This window comes from Pararhodobacter sp. (assembly GCF_034676075.1).
Lineage (GTDB): Bacteria > Pseudomonadota > Alphaproteobacteria > Rhodobacterales > Rhodobacteraceae > Pararhodobacter.
Genome location: NZ_JAUCCQ010000006.1, coordinates 1 through 15,342, shown reverse-complemented (window position 1 = coordinate 15,342; position 15,342 = coordinate 1). Strand labels below are relative to the sequence as shown.

The window sequence follows — 15,342 nt, the reverse complement described above, 5'->3', positions numbered from 1 at the left end:
GCTAGTGACGTGACCACATCCAAAGGGAGGCAACCATGCCAGCAACTTCCAGTTCCGTGGGATCCGGCGCCGCCGGTGACGCGATCTTCGTCGGCTCGAACAGCCGCAAATACAATTACTTCGAGCCGCGCGGCAAACGGGCCACGCATTACGAGGATGTCACCGTCGACGTCCAGCCCGACCCCGAGCGCTATCTGATCCAGGACTGGATCATCGAATTCGAGGGCGGCAAGGGCGGTGGCGCCTACCGCAAGGACAACACCGCGGCGCTGTCGTCGAACTGGCACGCCTTCCGGGCGCCCGACCAGGAATGGGAGCGCACCCATTACCAGCGCCAGTCCAAGATCGAGACCATGGTGCAGGCGGTGATCGCCAATGCCCGCAAGGCCGGCGCGCCGCGCGCCTTCGACAAGGCCTGGCAGAAGATCCTGCAAAAGCATCTGGGCGCGTGGAAACACGCGGAATTCGGCCTCGGCACCTCGCTCATGCAGGCGCAGCGCTACGGCTACACGCAGATGATCAACAACGCGACGCTGACCAACTCGTCCTACAAGATGCGCCTGACGCAGGACATCACCCTCTACCTGGCCGAAATCGGCATGGATATCGAGGGCTGGGACGACGAACTCGGCAAGCAGGCCTGGCTGGAAGACCCGATCTGGCAGCCCTGCCGCGAGGCGGTCGAGACGATCATGGGCTGCGAGGATTACCTCGAGCAGTATTTCGCCATCAACATCGTCTTCGAGCCGCTGGTGGGCGAGCTGATCCGCTCGGGCTTCTTCATGCAGGCGGCGGCGGCGAACAACGACTTCATCACGCCCCCCGTCGTCTCGGCGGCCGAGGCCGATTACGAGCGCAACCTCGCGAACACGGTCGACCTGATCTATCTACTGGCCCATGACGAGAAGCACGGCGCCCACAACCGCGCGCTGTTCGGCGCCTGGCTGAAGAAGCACCGCGCCCTGGCCGAGAAAGCCGCCCAGGCGCTGCAGCCGATCTGGTCCCAGCCGCATTCGAAGCCCGTGTCGTTCGAGGATGTGAAAGCCGTGAGCCAAGAGCGCATCGGCCAGATCCTCCGCGAGCTGGGCCTCAGCTAATCCTCTGAAAGGACGAAAAGAATGTCTAGCACCGCTCGCGATTCCTCGAAGCAGAACATCTTCAAGTCGATGAAGGACATCACCTTCGAACAGACGATCTCGCATCAATGCGGCGTCACCATGAACGACTCGGTCGAGGCCCGTGCCATCGCCGAATTCATGGGCCAGGACCCGAAGGTGACGGTGACCTACAACCCCGCCACGATCCGCGTCGACGGCGAGGGCAAGCTGGTCTTCAAGATGGACGAGATCAGCGAATACCTCGGCCGCGAGATGACCGCCGAGATCTTCGAGGTGAACACCTCCACCCACTACGGGCGGATGGTCCGGGTCGATGACAACACGGTCATCCTCTATGGCAACATGGACGACGTCTTCGAATACATCTGACCGCTTTGCGCGACCCCGGGGCGCGGCCTGCCGCGCCCCAACGGACAATGACGAGCACAGGGGGCCAGTATGGCTGCGATGATGAAGGCCGCGGTTTTCGTGGAAAAGGGGCGCATCGTCCTCGAGGACAAGCGCATCCCGGATGTGGGTCCCAATGACGCGCTGGTGCGCGTCACCACCACCACGATCTGCGGCACCGATATCCATATCCTCAAGGGGGAATACCCGGTCGAGAAGGGGCTGACCATCGGCCACGAACCGGTCGGCGTGATCGAGAAGCTGGGCTCTGCCGTGACCGGCTTCCGCGAAGGCCAGCGGGTGATTGCCGGGGCGATCACGCCCTCGGGCTGGAGCCACGCCTGCCTCTGCGGCTATTGCTCGCAGGACGGCGCCGGGACCAAGCACGGCTGGAAGGCCATCGGCGGCTGGAAATTCGGCAACACCATCGACGGCTGTCAGGCGGAATACGTGCTGGTGCCCGATGCGATGGCCAATCTGGCGCCGATTGCCGACGGGCTGACGGATGAAGAGGTGCTGATGTGCCCCGACATCATGTCCACGGGCTTCGCCGGCGCCGAGAATGGCGGCATCAAGATCGGCGACACGGTGGCGATCTTCGCCCAGGGGCCCATTGGCCTGTGCGCCACGGCGGGGGCCAGGCTGATGGGCGCGAGCCGCATCATCGCCGTCGACGGCATCCCCGAACGGCTGGCCATGGCCCGCAAGATGGGCGCCGACGAGGTGATCAACATCAAGGCCTCGAACGACCCGGTGGCGGCGATCATGGAGCTGACCGACGGTCGCGGCGTCGATGTGGCGATCGAGGCGCTGGGCCTGCAATCGACCTTCGAATCCGCGCTGCGGGTGATCCGGCCGGGCGGCACGCTGTCCAGCCTCGGGGTCTATTCGACCGATCTGCGCATTCCCCTCGACGCCTATGCGGCGGGCCTGGGCGAAAAGACCATCCGCACCGCGCTCTGCCCGGGCGGGAAAGAGCGGATGCGGCGGATGATGGATGTGGTCCGCTCGGGCCGCGTCGACATGAAAAGCCTCGTCACGCACCGCTTCACCCTCGACCAGATCGAGGATGCCTACGAGCTCTTCGGGAACCAGCGCGACGGTGTCCTGAAGGTCGCGATCACCACCTAAGGCGAAACGTACAAGTCAGGTAAGGAGGATACCATGTACAAGACCCCCGACGGCAAAGAGATCTTCGTGCTGGACGGCCATGTCCATTTCTGGGACGGCAGCCCCGAGAACCAGTCGAACATCCACGGCAAGCAGTTCATCGACTGCTTCTACGCCTATCACACCAACCTCAGCCCCAAGGAAGAACTCTGGGCCAAGGCCCGGTTCGAGAAATACACCGAGGACGACATCTATCGCGACCTCTTCGTCGACGGGCCGGATGACATGGCGATCATCCAGTCGACCTATCTGAAGGACTTCTACAAGAACGGCTTCTCGTCCATCGAGCGCAGCACCTCGATGGCGCGCCGCCACCCCGAGCGCTTCATCGTCAACGGCTCCTTCGATCCGCGCGATGGCGAGAAGGCGCTGGAATACATCCACTACATGAAAGAGACCTTTGATATCAAAGGGGTGAAGATGTACACGGCGGAGTGGAACGGCGACAGCAAGGGCTGGGCGCTGAACGATCCCTCGGCCTACAAATGCTTCGAACTCTGCGACAAGCTGGGCATCCGCAACGTCCATGTCCACAAGGGCCCGACCATCATCCCGCTGTCGAAGGATGCCTTCAGCGTCGATGACGTCGATTACGCCGCGACCGATTTCCAGAACCTGAACTGGATCGTCGAACATTGCGGCCTGCCGCGGCTGGACGATTTCTGCTGGATCGCCACGCAGGAAACCAACGTCTATGCCGGTCTGGCCGTGGCGATGCCCTTCATCCACACCCGCCCGCGCTATTTCGGCGAGGTGATGGCGGAGCTGCTGTTCTGGATCGGCGAGGACAAGATCCTCTTCGGCTCGGATTACGCGATCTGGACGCCGAAATGGCTGGTCGAGAAGTTCTGGAACTACCAGATCCCCGAGGACATCGCCGCCGAGCGCGGCGTGCAGCTGACCGATGCGGTCAAGGAGAAGATCCTCGGTCTCAACGCCGCCCGGCTCTATGACATCGACGTGGGGGCCAAGCGGGCCCAGCTGGCCGGCGCCCCGGTCCAGATCGCCGCGGAGTGAGGCCGATGACCGTCGCCACCCTGATCGCGGAACTGGAACTCGATGTCTGGGAACGCCTCGAGGCGGTGACGGACCCGGAGCTCGACGAACCCATCACCGAGATGGGCTTCGTCGAGCGCGTGACGCTCACGGGGGACAGCCGGGTCCGCATCGAGTTCCGGCTGCCCACCTATTGGTGTTCGCCCAATTTCGCCTTCCTCATGGCCTTCGGCATCCGGCGCGAGGTCGCCCGGCTGCCCTGGGTCAAGGGGGTCGAGGTCCAGCTTCAGGACCATTGCTTCGGCGAGAAGGTGAACGAGGGCGTCAACAGCGGCCGCGCCTATCACGAGGTCTTCGCCGAGTATTGCGACGGCGCGGACCTGGCCGAGGTCGAGGCGAGATTCCTGGCCAAGGCCTTTGACCGGCGCCAGGAATCCGTCCTCTCGGGCCTGCTGGCGCAGGGGCGGACGCCGGGCGCCATCACCCGGATGCGGCTGGGCGAGCTGGCCGAGGTGACCTTCGGCGGCGAGGAATCGCGCGCGCAACTGCCGCGCTACCTGTCGCTGCTGGCCGAGCGGGGTCTGGCCCGGGGGCCGGAGGCCCCGGCCTTCGTCACCTGGGAGGGCGCGCCCGTCACCGAGGCGGGTTTCGCCGATCACGTCCAGCGCCTGCGCTCGACGCGGATCAACATGGAGTTCAACGGTGCCATGTGCCGGGGCCTCGCCGCGACGCGCTACAAGGAAGTCGAGATCGGGCCGGAGGGACCGACGCTTGTCGACTTCATCCAGGGGCGGGTGCCGCCCCGGGAAGGGGCGGCTCAGCGCGCCTGACCGCCGACAATCACGCAACGAAATCAGAAGGTCCCGAGGGGTTTCACCCTCGGGGAGGGAGGAAGATATGGCTAAACTCATGGTGCATGGCGAGGCGGCGCGGCAGAGCCTCGCCCGGGGCGTGGCCCGGCTGGCGGCGGCGGTGGAGCCGACGCTGGGACCGAAGGGCATGAACGCCATGGTCGACCGCCCGGTCGGCACGCCGATGGTGACCCGCGACGGCGTCAGCATCGCCAGCGAGATCGAGCTGACCGACCGGTTCGAGAACATGGGCGCGCAGGTCGTCCGCGAAGTCTCGATGCAAACGAACGACGTGGCGGGCGACGGCACCACGACCGCCATCGTGCTGGCAAATGCGCTGGTGCAGGGCGGGGTGCAGCTGACCTGCAAGGGCGTGGCGCCGGTCGATCTGTGCAAGGGCATCGATCTGGCGGTGCAGCGCATCTTGACCGCGCTGGACGAAAGCTCGCGCGATTGCGCGGATCACCCGGAATATCTGCAGGCCGTGGCCCGCGTCTCGGCCACTGATGCCAAGCTCGGCGCGCTGGTGGCCGAGGCCTATCAGCGGGTCGGGCGCGACGGCGTCATCTCGGCCGATTTCGGCGTCACCATCGACACGACGATGGAGGTGGTCGAGGGCATGTCCTTCGAGCGCGGCTATATCTCGCACCACATGGTCACCGACCGGGACGCGATGGAAGCGGTGCTGCGCAACCCGCTGATCCTGATGACGGATCAGAAGATCCTGAAGCCCGAGGTTCTGGCCAACGCCCGCCGCATCGCCGACGACGAAGGCCGCCCGCTGATGATCATCGCCGAGGAGATCGCGCCCGAGGTGGTGATCTCGCTTCTGGATGGTGGCGGGGCGGGGAAATACCTGATCGTGCATCCGCCGGAATACGGCCATTGGCGCACGGCGATGCTGGACGATCTGGCGATCCTCACGGGCGGCGAGGTTCTGGCCCGCGATCTGGGCAAGAAGGTCGAGTCCGTCACGCGCGCGCAGCTCGGCGGGGCCGAGATCGTGCGCTCGCATGCCTCGGGCACCAGCGTGTTGAAAGGGCAGGGCGATCCCGCCGCGATCACCGCGCGCCGGGCGCAGGTGCAGCGCCAGCATGACGTGGCGCCGCCCAATGTCGAGAAGGACAAGCTGCGCGAGCGGCTGTCCAAGCTGACCGGCGGCAGCGCCATCATCTATGCGGGCGGCTTCACCCCGGTGGAGCAGAAGCGCACGATCCAGCTGGTCGAGGACGCGCTCTGCGCCGTCAAGGCGGCGGCAGAGGATGGCGTCGTGGCGGGCGGCGGCACGGCGCTGGCCCAGATCGCGCCCTGTCTCGACGGGCTCACGCCCGAGGGCGACGCAGCCAAGGGCGTGGCGCTGGTCCGGCAGATCCTGACCCAACCCCTGCGCCGTATCGCCCGCAACGCCGGGGCCGATGTGGAGAGCGTGGTCTCGCGGGTGACCGGCGGGGCGGCGGGCATCGGCTACGACGCCGCGACCGGGGCCTTCGGCGACATGTTCGCGGCCGGGATCATCGACCCGGCGCGGGTGCCGGCCAGTGCGCTGGTCAACGCCGCCTCGGTCGCCACGCTGATCCTGACCACCGAAACGCTGGTCGCCAGCCTCGGCGAGGGGGAACCCGACCCGACCGAGGGCCCGGCGCTGGGCGGCGGTGCCGAACTCCTCGGCCGCAAGTGACGCCTTCCCGCCGTCCCGGGCGCGGGGCGGCGGCCATTCCCGCAAAGGATCAGAGAGATGAAAGCAGCGAGACTTTACGAATACGACCCCGAGATGAACGTCCAGCTCAAGATCGAGAACGTCGCGGCGCCGACCATCACCGGCCCGAACGAGGTGATCGTCAAGGTGGGCGCGGCGGGCCTGTGCCGCACCGATCTGCACATCATCGAGGGGGTGTGGCGCGAGATCATGGACACCCACGGCAACCTGCTGCCCTATATCATGGGGCACGAGAATGCGGGCTGGGTCGAGGATGTCGGCAGCGCCGTGACCTCGGTCAAGCCGGGCGACGCGGTGATCTGCCACCCGCACCGCAGCTGCGGCATCTGCCTCAACTGCCGCTATGGCCATGACATGTATTGCGATCATGGCCTCTTTCCCGGGTTGGGGCTGGACGGCGGCTTCGCCGAGTATTTCAAGACCAACGAAAGCTCGGTCATCAAGCTGAACACCGGCATTACGCCCTTGAGCGTGGCGCCGATGGCCGATGCCGGGATCACCGCCTTCCGCGCCGCCAAGAAGGCCGCGAAACTGCTGCGGCCGGGCGCCTATGTGCTGCTGCTGGGCATCGGCGGGCTGGGCCACATCGCGCTGCAGGTCCTGAAACACATGAGCGGCGCGCGGGTCATCGCCGTCGACCGCGAGCCCGGCGCGCAGGTACTGGCGCGCGAGCTGGGCGCGGATTTCGTGCTGGACGGCGGGCCGGACCTGCTGGCGCAGGTGGCCGACATCACCGGCGGCGGCGCGCATGTGGTCATCGACTTCGTGGGCGAGCACGGGACCGAGAACCTCTGCTGGCAGATGCTGCGGCAGGGGGGCGACCTGATCATGGTGGGCTATGGCGGCACGATCCAGGTGCCGACGCTGGATCTGGTGTCGCGTGAGATCCGCATCGGAGGCAGCCTCGTCGGCGATTACACCGAACTGGTCGAGCTGATGGAGATGAACGCCGACGGCAAGGTGATGATGCATCAGACCGAGTACAAGCTCGACGACATCAACACCGCCATCTCGGACTTCAAGAACCGCAAGTTCACCGGCCGGGGCGTGATCGTTCCCTGACACCCTATTGCGCCACTCCGGCCGTCTCCCCGACGGGCCGGGCATGTCCCTGCGGCCGCATTCCCTCCCGCGTGCCGCAGGGACCTTTTGCCACACCGAGAGGCTGCCATGGCCAAGGCCATCCATTCCATGATCCGCGTCCTCGACGAGGCGCGCTCGACCGCCTTCTACCGCGACGCTTTCGGCCTGACCCCCGCCGACCGGCTGGATTTCGAGGGCTTCACGCTGATCTACCTGCGCAACCCGGAAAGCGGGTTCGAGCTGGAACTCACCGTCAACAAGGACCGGACCGAGCCCCATGCGCTGGGCGACGGCTACGGCCATTTCGCCGTCAGCGTCGCCGATGTGGACGCTGAACACGCCCGGATGACGGCGCTGGGCCTGAACCCCCGCAAGCTCGTGGATTTCAAAAACGGCGACACGCCGGTCGCGCGGTTTTTCTTCATCGCCGACCCGGACGGCTACCAGATCGAGGTCCTCCAGCGCGGGGGCCGGTTCCAATAAGGCGCGCCAAGCGCCCGACCAGACAATCCGCCTGAGGGAGACACACATGGACGGAAACAAGATCGCCACGGCAGGGAAATGCCCGGTCATGCACGGCGCCACCAATGTCGCGGGGCAAAGCAACCGTGACTGGTGGCCCAACCAGCTGAACCTGCGCATCCTGCACCAGCACCCGCGCAGCGCCGACCCGATGCCGGAGGGCTTCGACTACGCCGAGGCTTTCAAGGCGCTGGACCTCGACGCGGTGAAGGCCGACCTCACCCATCTGATGACCGACAGTCAGGACTGGTGGCCCGCCGATTACGGCCATTACGGACCGTTCTTCATCCGCATGGCCTGGCATTCGGCCGGGACCTACCGCACGGCGGACGGAAGGGGCGGGGCCTCGACCGGGACGCAGCGCTTTGCGCCGCTGAACTCCTGGCCGGATAACGGCAACCTCGACAAGGCGCGGCGGCTTCTGTGGCCGATCAAGGAGAAATACGGCAACGCGATCTCCTGGGCCGACCTGATGATCCTGGCCGGCAATGTCGCCATCGAAAGCATGGGCGGACGCACCTTCGGCTTCGGCGGCGGGCGCGAAGACGTCTGGGCGCCCGAGGAAGACATCTATTGGGGCGCCGAGAAGACCTGGCTGGGCGACAGCCGCTATTCGGGCGACAGGGTGCTGGAGAACCCGCTGGCCGCTGTGCAGATGGGGCTGATCTATGTGAACCCCGAGGGGCCGAACGGCACCCCCGATCCCATCGCCTCGGGCCGCGACATCCGCGACACCTTTGCCCGAATGGGGATGAATGACGAAGATACCGTGGCGCTGGTCGCAGGCGGCCACACCTTCGGCAAGGCGCATGGGGCGGGCAATCCGGGCCTCGTCGGCCCCGAACCCGAGGCCGCGCCCTTGGAGGCGATGGGCTTTGGCTGGATCAACGCGCATCGCAGCGGCAAGGGCGTGGACACCACGACCTCGGGGATCGAGGGCGCCTGGACCCCGAACCCGATCCGCTGGGACACGGCCTATCTGGATGTGCTTTTCGGCTACGACTGGGAACTGACCAAGAGCCCCGCGGGCGCGCATATCTGGCACGCCAAGGGGCTGGCGCCCGAGGATCACGCGCCCGAGGTAGACGGCTCGGCCAAGCGCGTTCCGATCATGATGACCACCGCCGACATGGCGATGCGGATGGACCCGGTCTATGGCCCCATCGCCAAGCGCTTCCAGCAGAACCCCGGTGAGTTCGCCGACGCTTTCGCCCGCGCCTGGTTCAAGCTGACCCACCGCGACATGGGGCCGAAGGCGCGCTATCTCGGCCAGGAGGTCCCGCGCGAGGATCTGATCTGGCAGGACCCGCTGCCTCCGGTCACCCACCCGCTGATCGACGCCGCCGACATCGCCACGCTGAAAGCGCAGATCGCGGCGACCGGGCTGCCGGTGGCGGATCTGGTTTGGGTCGCCTGGGCCTCGGCTTCGACCTTCCGGGGGTCGGACAAGCGGGGCGGGGCCAATGGCGCGCGCATCCGCCTGGCGCCGCAGAAGGATTGGGAGGCGAACGAACCCACGCGGCTTGCCCATATCCTTGCTACGCTGGGCGCGGTGCAGGAGGGCTTCAACCGGGGGCCGAAGACGGTCTCGATGGCCGATCTGATCGTGCTGGCCGGTGCCCTGGGCGTCGAAACCGCGGCCCGCGCCGGCGGCCACGACATCGCCGTGCCCTTCACCCCGGGCCGCACCGACGCGACCGAGGCGCAGACCGACGCCGAGAGCTTCGCGCCGATGGAACCCATCGCCGACGGCTTCCGCAACTTCCAGAAACAGGCCTATTCGGTCCCGGCCGAGGCGCTTCTGGTCGACCGCGCCCAGCTTCTGGGCCTCAGCGCGCCTGAAATGACGGCGCTGGTCGGCGGCCTCAGGACCATCGGCGCGACGCATGGTGCCGATCCCGCCGGGGTGCTGACTGACCGTCCCGGCACGCTCAGCCGCGATTTCTTCGTCAACATCCTCGACATGGGGACCGTCTGGGCGCCGCTCGATGCCGAGGCCACCCGTTTCGAGGGCCGCTGCCGCAAGACCGGCGCGGTGAGATGGACCGGCAGCCGGGTCGATCTGGTCTTCGGCTCCAACTCGCAACTGCGCGCGCTGGCCGAGGTCTATGCCAGCCCCGCCAACGAGCGTGCCTTCGTCAACGCCTTCGTCGCCGCCTGGACGAAGGTGATGCAGGCCGATCGTTTCTGACGGCGCCTCGGCGCCATGTTGAACGAAGCAACGAAACCCGGGGGCGGATCCGTCCCCCGGGATCACGACCCGTTACAGGGCCTTGTTAGTAAAAGGTAAAATCCGGGCATACTCGCCGCGCTCCGGTTCGGCGGCCCGCGCTGTCCCGGCGCATTTCTCGCCCGGATCAAAGCCGAATTTCCTTTGCGGGATAGGCCCGCAATGCTACCATTTGGAATTAGGAGGAGACCAACCGTGGATATCATTTCCAAGCGCGAAGGACCGCGTGCCGAGGACCTGCGTGCCCGGCGGATGATTGCCGAGAACTCCACCACCATCCGCCGACTGGCTGACCAGATCAGCAACGGCGGATACACCAAGATGCAACAGGACAAGGCCCGCCGGGCCCAGCAGCCGCAGGCCGAGGGGTTGATCATCCGCGACCTCAAGGCGCCCGCGCGCGGCGACACGGTCGAACCCTATGTCAAGGTCAGCCTGAACGGCCGCGTGGTTCTGGTCGACAAGGTCACCAGCCGCCAGCTGCAGATGCTGGGCGAGATCCGCGGCGCCTCGTTCGCCCGGCGCTTCGTCCTGGCCACCGCCGAGAACGGTTTCCTGTCGCCGATCGACGACCAAATGCGGGGCGCTCTTGCCCCCTTTGCCGAGATCCCCCTGACGCGCGCGTTCACCGAGAAAGACCTCGCCCGCGCGCTAGAGGAGGCCCTCGGCGTGTGACGTGACCCGATGACCGAGCCGGTTCGGGCTCAGCATGGCAAAACGGAACCCGCTCTTATCATGGCCCGCAGTAGCTATTTCAAACCGAACGATCCCCCGGCCGGCAAGGCGGGTGCCAGCGGCGTCTCCGAGCGCAGCACCCGGCAGGCCTGGGAGAGCTTTGTCAGCTCGGGCCGCTCCGATGAGGCGCGCCCGCGCAATGTCCGCGAGCCGATCCTCGATTCCTGGCGCCGCAGCGCCGAACTGGGGATCGACGCCTCGGGTCTGGTCGCCCGCAAGATCGCCGATGACGAGGAGATCTATCAGCGCCGCGAGCGCAACGCCTCGTTGCGGCGGGCGGCGCTGGCCGCCTTCCGCCGCCTCGAACCCTATCTGAAAGAAGCGAAGACCATCCTGATCCTCGCGGATGACCAGGGGGTGATCATCGACGCCATCGGCGATGAATCGGTGCTGGACGAGGGGCAGTCGATCCATCTGGAAGTGGGCGGCGACTGGACGGAAAGCAGTGTCGGCACCAATGGCATCGGCACCGCGCTGAAGACCGGCCTGCCGATCTATGTCCATGCCTCCGAGCATTTCGTCGAGGGCGTGCAAAGCTGGACCTGCGCCGGGGTGCCGATCCGCGACCCGATGACCCAGGCGGTGGTCGGCGTGGTCGATCTGTCCGGCCCGCCGCAGATCTTCCAGCAGCACAACATCGCCCTGGTGCTGGCCGCCGCGCGCGAGATCGAGATCGCGCTGGCCGAACAGCAGCGGCAGGACCGCACCCAGCTGCTTGAGGCGTTCCTGATGTCCGAACGCGCGCAGCTCGACAACAAGGTGCTGCTTCTGGACCGCAACGGGCGGATCCTGTTCCGCCGGGGGCTGGACGACAAGGAGCATCCCGCGGTCGGATCGCTGGCGCTGGGCAGCCGCCTGTTGCCCAAGCTCGACGGGCACAGCGATCAGGATCTGGTCAAGCTGCTGCCCCCCGCGATCGAGGCCCGGGGACTCGAATTGCTCTATTTCGACGGCGCCAATCGGGGCGCCGCGCTTTTTCTGAAGACCGAGCGCACGCCGGGCAAGCCCCTGCCGACCACGCGCTCGATCAAGCCCCGCCGTGACGTCGCCGAGCGGCGGATCGACATCGTCGGCAGCTCGCCCAAGATGGTCGAGGCGATGGAACTGGCCGAACGCGCCGCGCATACCAATGTCTCGGTGCTGATCCTGGGCGAGACCGGCGTCGGCAAGGAGCTGTTCGCCCGGCTGGTGCATGGCAGCCTGCCGTCGGAAAAGGCGCCCTATGTCCCGGTCAATTGCGCCGCCGTCTCGAACGACCTGATTGGGGCCGAGCTGTTCGGCTATGTCGACGGCGCCTTCACCGGCGCCACGCGCGGCGGGCGGCCCGGCAAGTTCGAACTGGCCAATGGCGGGGTGCTCTGCCTCGATGAGATCGGCGACATGCCCATCGAATTGCAGCCCTATCTGCTCCGGGCGCTGGAGCAACGGGCGATCTACCGGATGGGCGACAACCAGCGCCGTCCGGTCGATGTGAAGCTGGTGTCGATCACCAATCGCGACCTGCGGCAGGAGATCGACAAGGGCAAATTCCGCCGCGACCTGTTCTACCGGATCAGCGTCGTCACCATCGAGGTTCCGCCCCTGCGCGAGAGGGGCGAGGATGTGCTGGGGCTCTGCCAGCATTTCGCCGGGCTCTACGCGGCCGAGTTCAACCGCCCGGCGCTGCGTTTCGCCGACGCGGCGATGGAGCGGCTGCTGTCCTATCCCTGGCCCGGCAATGTCCGCGAATTGCGCAACCTGGTGCAGCGCAGCTACCTGATGGTGCGGGGCGATGTCGTGACCCTGGCCGATCTTCCGGCCGAGATCCGCGAAGACCTGGACGATCCGACCGATGAATCGCTGGGCAATATCCTCAAGGGCAATTCCGGCGATCTGGAGAGCATCGAGGCAGGCGCGATCCGCCGGGCGATGATCGCCGAAGGGGGCAACCTGACCCGGGTGGCGGCGCAACTCGGCATCTCGCGCCCGACGCTCTACCGCAAGCTGAAGAATTACCGCATCGGCAAGCCCTGAACCGGCGCCAGCATCAATGCTTCCTTAACCATATGTCTGCGAAGCTGGGGTTTCTGAAACTCCGCTTGAAATGTTCCTGTTTTGTGCGCATATTGGCGAGAACAAGAGTGGAACAAACGCGACATTGCCGCCCGGTACGGGCTATGGGATAAGGGGTCTGAACATGGCAACGGCGAGCCTTCTCGACATGCAGGACAAACGCGCACAGGACAAGCAGAAGGCGCTCGACTCGGCGCTGGCGCAGATCGAACGGCAGTTCGGCAAGGGCTCGATCATGCGGCTGGGGAAAGACAATCCCGTGGCCGAGATCGAATCGACCTCGACCGGCTCGCTCGGCCTCGACATCGCGCTGGGCATCGGCGGCCTGCCCAAGGGCCGCATTATCGAGGTGTACGGGCCGGAAAGCTCGGGCAAGACGACGCTGACGCTGCATGTCATTGCCGAGGAACAGAAAAAAGGCGGCACCTGCGCCTTTGTCGACGCCGAACACGCGCTCGACCCGCAATATGCAAAGAAGCTGGGCGTCAATCTGGACGACCTGCTGATCTCGCAGCCCGACACCGGCGAACAGGCGCTGGAAATCGTCGACATGCTGGTGCGCTCGGGCGCCGTCTCGGTGGTGGTGGTCGACTCGGTCGCCGCGCTCACCCCGAAATCGGAGCTTGAGGGCGACATGGGCGACAGTTCGGTCGGCGTCCATGCCCGCCTGATGAGCCAGGCCATGCGCAAGCTGACCGGCTCGATCGCGCGCTCGAACTGCATGGTCATCTTCATCAACCAGATCCGCATGAAGATCGGCGTCATGTTCGGTTCGCCCGAAACCACGACCGGCGGCAATGCGCTGAAATTCTACGCCTCCGTGCGCCTCGACATCCGCCGCATCGGCTCGATCAAGGACCGGGACGAGGTTGTGGGCAACCAGACCCGCGTGAAAGTGGTGAAGAACAAGGTCGCGCCGCCCTTCAAGCAGGTCGAATTCGACATCATGTACGGCGACGGGATTTCCAAGACCGGCGAACTCCTGGACATCGGCGTCAAGGCCGGTGTGGTGGAGAAATCGGGTTCCTGGTATTCCTACGGCGACGAACGGATCGGGCAGGGGCGTGAGAATGCCAAGGGCTTCCTCAAGTCCAACCCGCAGATCGCCTACGAGATCGAGGACAAGATCCGCGCGGCGAACGGCCTCGACTTCCACATGAGCGAGGAAGACGGCGCGGTGCTTGACGAGTGACGGGCAGGGCGCAGGTCACGGCCGAAGAACTCGCCGCCGGATTGCCGCATGTGCTGGCCGCGCCGAAGGACGGCGCGGCGGTCGAGATGCTCTGCCTGCGCCCCGCCTATAACGAACGGCGTTTCGTCGACCGGATCACGCTGACCCGCGCGGGCGGGATCCCTGGCGAACGTTGGTCTACCGCCCCCTGGCTGCGCCTGCCCGACGGCAGCCCGCATCCCGGGATCCAGGTCTCGATCCTGCCGCAGCGGGTCATGGATCTGGTCTGGCGCGACCGCGAGGGCACGCCCCATCCGGGCGATACTTTCGTGGCGGATCTGGATACCAGCGAGGCCAATCTGCCGACCGGCACACTCCTGGCCGTCGGCAGCGCGGTGCTGCGGCTGTCCGAGGTCTTCAACGACGCCTGCGTGAAGTGGAAAGTCCGCTACGGCAGCGCCGCCAAGGACTGGATCACCGCCCCCGACCACCCGCCGCTGCGCCTGCGCGGGCTTCTGTGCAGCGTCGAGACGGACGGTGAGATCGCCAACGGCGACCTGATTCGCGTCCTGCGCTGATATCCGGCGAGGCGGGGCGTATCTTCGGTAAGATGCAGCCGCGCTGGTCAGGTCACTGCGACGCCGTTTGTCCGGGATGACGTCGGCGGCGTCAGCCGCGGCTCCGAGGGGCTGATCTGCCTGCGGGCCTGTGTCTGGATGAATCCAGTGTCTGCGAAACGCGCCCCGGTCGTGATCACAGGATCAAGCCTGCCGGAACCGCCCCAGGAGCGCGCCCCTAGCGCGACGGGACAGGGACAGTGCGGCCGATCACTTCCTCCGCAGGCCCGAGAACACCGCAGAAGACAGGAACTTCATATACGACCGGAGGACACGCCCGCGAGCTGACAGGGCAGGCCCACGGATCCTGCGTGACCAGGCGCGACAAGGCCCAGCGGCCGCGCCCCAGGCAATCCCGCCAGTCCTCTCTGACCAAGCGCTCCTGTCCGGGCACCCATTCGCCTCCGCAGCATTCACCAAACGCAAGCCCAAGATCCCTGACAGGGCCTCAGCTTCCCGTCACTCACTGGGGTTCCGAAAGGGCAGGGGAAACACGGCGAAAGGCCGGCGACACGTCCAAAGGGCACCGCGCCTCCAAAGCTCCCCCGAACCTCGCCCCTTCTTTGCGCCGCAAATATCCTCGGGGGTTTCCAAAGGGGGTGGAAAACCCCCTTTGGCGGGGGGGCGCGGGGGGCTGGCCCCCCGCTTCCGGTCGCCCGCAGGCGCGAGCCCAGGGCGAAACCCGGGCCCCGG

General features: G+C 66.3%; 13 protein-coding genes. All 13 read left to right on the top strand.

Features of this window, described 5'->3' with window-relative positions:
• Window positions 1-35: 35 nt before the first annotated feature.
• Window positions 36-1,097, top strand: a complete 1,062-nt coding sequence (locus VDQ18_RS03870; RefSeq protein WP_323019703.1) for an aromatic/alkene monooxygenase hydroxylase subunit beta — start codon at window positions 36-38, stop codon at window positions 1,095-1,097.
• Between the two features lie 21 nt (window positions 1,098-1,118).
• Window positions 1,119-1,487, top strand: a complete 369-nt coding sequence (locus tag VDQ18_RS03865; protein ID WP_323019702.1) for an MmoB/DmpM family protein — start codon at window positions 1,119-1,121, stop codon at window positions 1,485-1,487.
• A 69-nt stretch (window positions 1,488-1,556) separates the two neighbouring features.
• Window positions 1,557-2,636, top strand: a complete 1,080-nt coding sequence (locus tag VDQ18_RS03860) for an NAD(P)-dependent alcohol dehydrogenase (RefSeq protein WP_323019701.1) — start codon at window positions 1,557-1,559, stop codon at window positions 2,634-2,636.
• A gap of 33 nt (window positions 2,637-2,669) precedes the next feature.
• Window positions 2,670-3,692: an amidohydrolase family protein gene (locus VDQ18_RS03855; protein ID WP_323019700.1), complete on the top strand. Its 1,023-nt coding sequence runs from the start codon at window positions 2,670-2,672 to the stop codon at window positions 3,690-3,692.
• A gap of 5 nt (window positions 3,693-3,697) precedes the next feature.
• On the top strand, window positions 3,698-4,501 hold the full coding sequence (locus VDQ18_RS03850) for a metal-sulfur cluster assembly factor (protein WP_323019699.1): 804 nt from the start codon (window positions 3,698-3,700) through the stop codon (window positions 4,499-4,501).
• A 67-nt stretch (window positions 4,502-4,568) separates the two neighbouring features.
• Window positions 4,569-6,200, top strand: coding sequence for a molecular chaperone GroEL (locus tag VDQ18_RS03845; protein ID WP_323019698.1), 1,632 nt, complete (start codon window positions 4,569-4,571; stop codon window positions 6,198-6,200).
• Between the two features lie 57 nt (window positions 6,201-6,257).
• Complete coding sequence (locus tag VDQ18_RS03840) at window positions 6,258-7,301, top strand: NAD(P)-dependent alcohol dehydrogenase (RefSeq protein WP_323019697.1); 1,044 nt, start codon at window positions 6,258-6,260, stop codon at window positions 7,299-7,301.
• A gap of 108 nt (window positions 7,302-7,409) precedes the next feature.
• Window positions 7,410-7,805, top strand: coding sequence for a VOC family protein (locus VDQ18_RS03835; RefSeq protein ID WP_323019696.1), 396 nt, complete (start codon window positions 7,410-7,412; stop codon window positions 7,803-7,805).
• A 46-nt stretch (window positions 7,806-7,851) separates the two neighbouring features.
• A complete protein-coding gene (katG, locus tag VDQ18_RS03830; protein WP_323019695.1) occupies window positions 7,852-10,035 on the top strand; it encodes a catalase/peroxidase HPI in 2,184 nt (727 codons plus the stop codon).
• 234 nt (window positions 10,036-10,269) lie between these two features.
• Entirely contained in the window at window positions 10,270-10,749 is a 480-nt protein-coding gene (locus tag VDQ18_RS03825) for a hypothetical protein (RefSeq protein WP_323019694.1), read from the top strand.
• A gap of 60 nt (window positions 10,750-10,809) precedes the next feature.
• Entirely contained in the window at window positions 10,810-12,822 is a 2,013-nt protein-coding gene (locus VDQ18_RS03820) for a sigma-54-dependent Fis family transcriptional regulator (RefSeq protein ID WP_323019693.1), read from the top strand.
• A 163-nt stretch (window positions 12,823-12,985) separates the two neighbouring features.
• Entirely contained in the window at window positions 12,986-14,053 is a 1,068-nt protein-coding gene (gene recA / locus VDQ18_RS03815) for a recombinase RecA (protein WP_323019692.1), read from the top strand.
• Window positions 14,050-14,610 (top strand): hypothetical protein, encoded by a 561-nt coding sequence (locus VDQ18_RS03810; protein ID WP_323019691.1) that lies wholly within the window; start codon window positions 14,050-14,052, stop codon window positions 14,608-14,610. Before recA ends, VDQ18_RS03810 begins: the two co-directional genes overlap by 4 nt.
• Window positions 14,611-15,342: the final 732 nt, after the last annotated feature.

Excerpts from the sequence above, each read along its gene's own strand:
- VDQ18_RS03850 (WP_323019699.1), top strand. The coding sequence starts at position 3,698 with ATGACCGTCGCCACCCTGATCGCGGAACTGGAACTCGATGTCTGGGAA.
- VDQ18_RS03835 (WP_323019696.1), top strand. The coding sequence starts at position 7,410 with ATGGCCAAGGCCATCCATTCCATGATCCGCGTCCTCGACGAGGCGCGC.
- VDQ18_RS03870 (WP_323019703.1), top strand. The coding sequence starts at position 36 with ATGCCAGCAACTTCCAGTTCCGTGGGATCCGGCGCCGCCGGTGACGCG.
- VDQ18_RS03860 (WP_323019701.1), top strand. The coding sequence starts at position 1,557 with ATGGCTGCGATGATGAAGGCCGCGGTTTTCGTGGAAAAGGGGCGCATC.
- VDQ18_RS03855 (WP_323019700.1), top strand. The coding sequence starts at position 2,670 with ATGTACAAGACCCCCGACGGCAAAGAGATCTTCGTGCTGGACGGCCAT.
- VDQ18_RS03845 (WP_323019698.1), top strand. The coding sequence starts at position 4,569 with ATGGCTAAACTCATGGTGCATGGCGAGGCGGCGCGGCAGAGCCTCGCC.
- VDQ18_RS03820 (WP_323019693.1), top strand. The coding sequence starts at position 10,810 with ATGGCCCGCAGTAGCTATTTCAAACCGAACGATCCCCCGGCCGGCAAG.
- recA (WP_323019692.1), top strand. The coding sequence starts at position 12,986 with ATGGCAACGGCGAGCCTTCTCGACATGCAGGACAAACGCGCACAGGAC.
- VDQ18_RS03865 (WP_323019702.1), top strand. The coding sequence starts at position 1,119 with ATGTCTAGCACCGCTCGCGATTCCTCGAAGCAGAACATCTTCAAGTCG.
- VDQ18_RS03840 (WP_323019697.1), top strand. The coding sequence starts at position 6,258 with ATGAAAGCAGCGAGACTTTACGAATACGACCCCGAGATGAACGTCCAG.
- katG (WP_323019695.1), top strand. The coding sequence starts at position 7,852 with ATGGACGGAAACAAGATCGCCACGGCAGGGAAATGCCCGGTCATGCAC.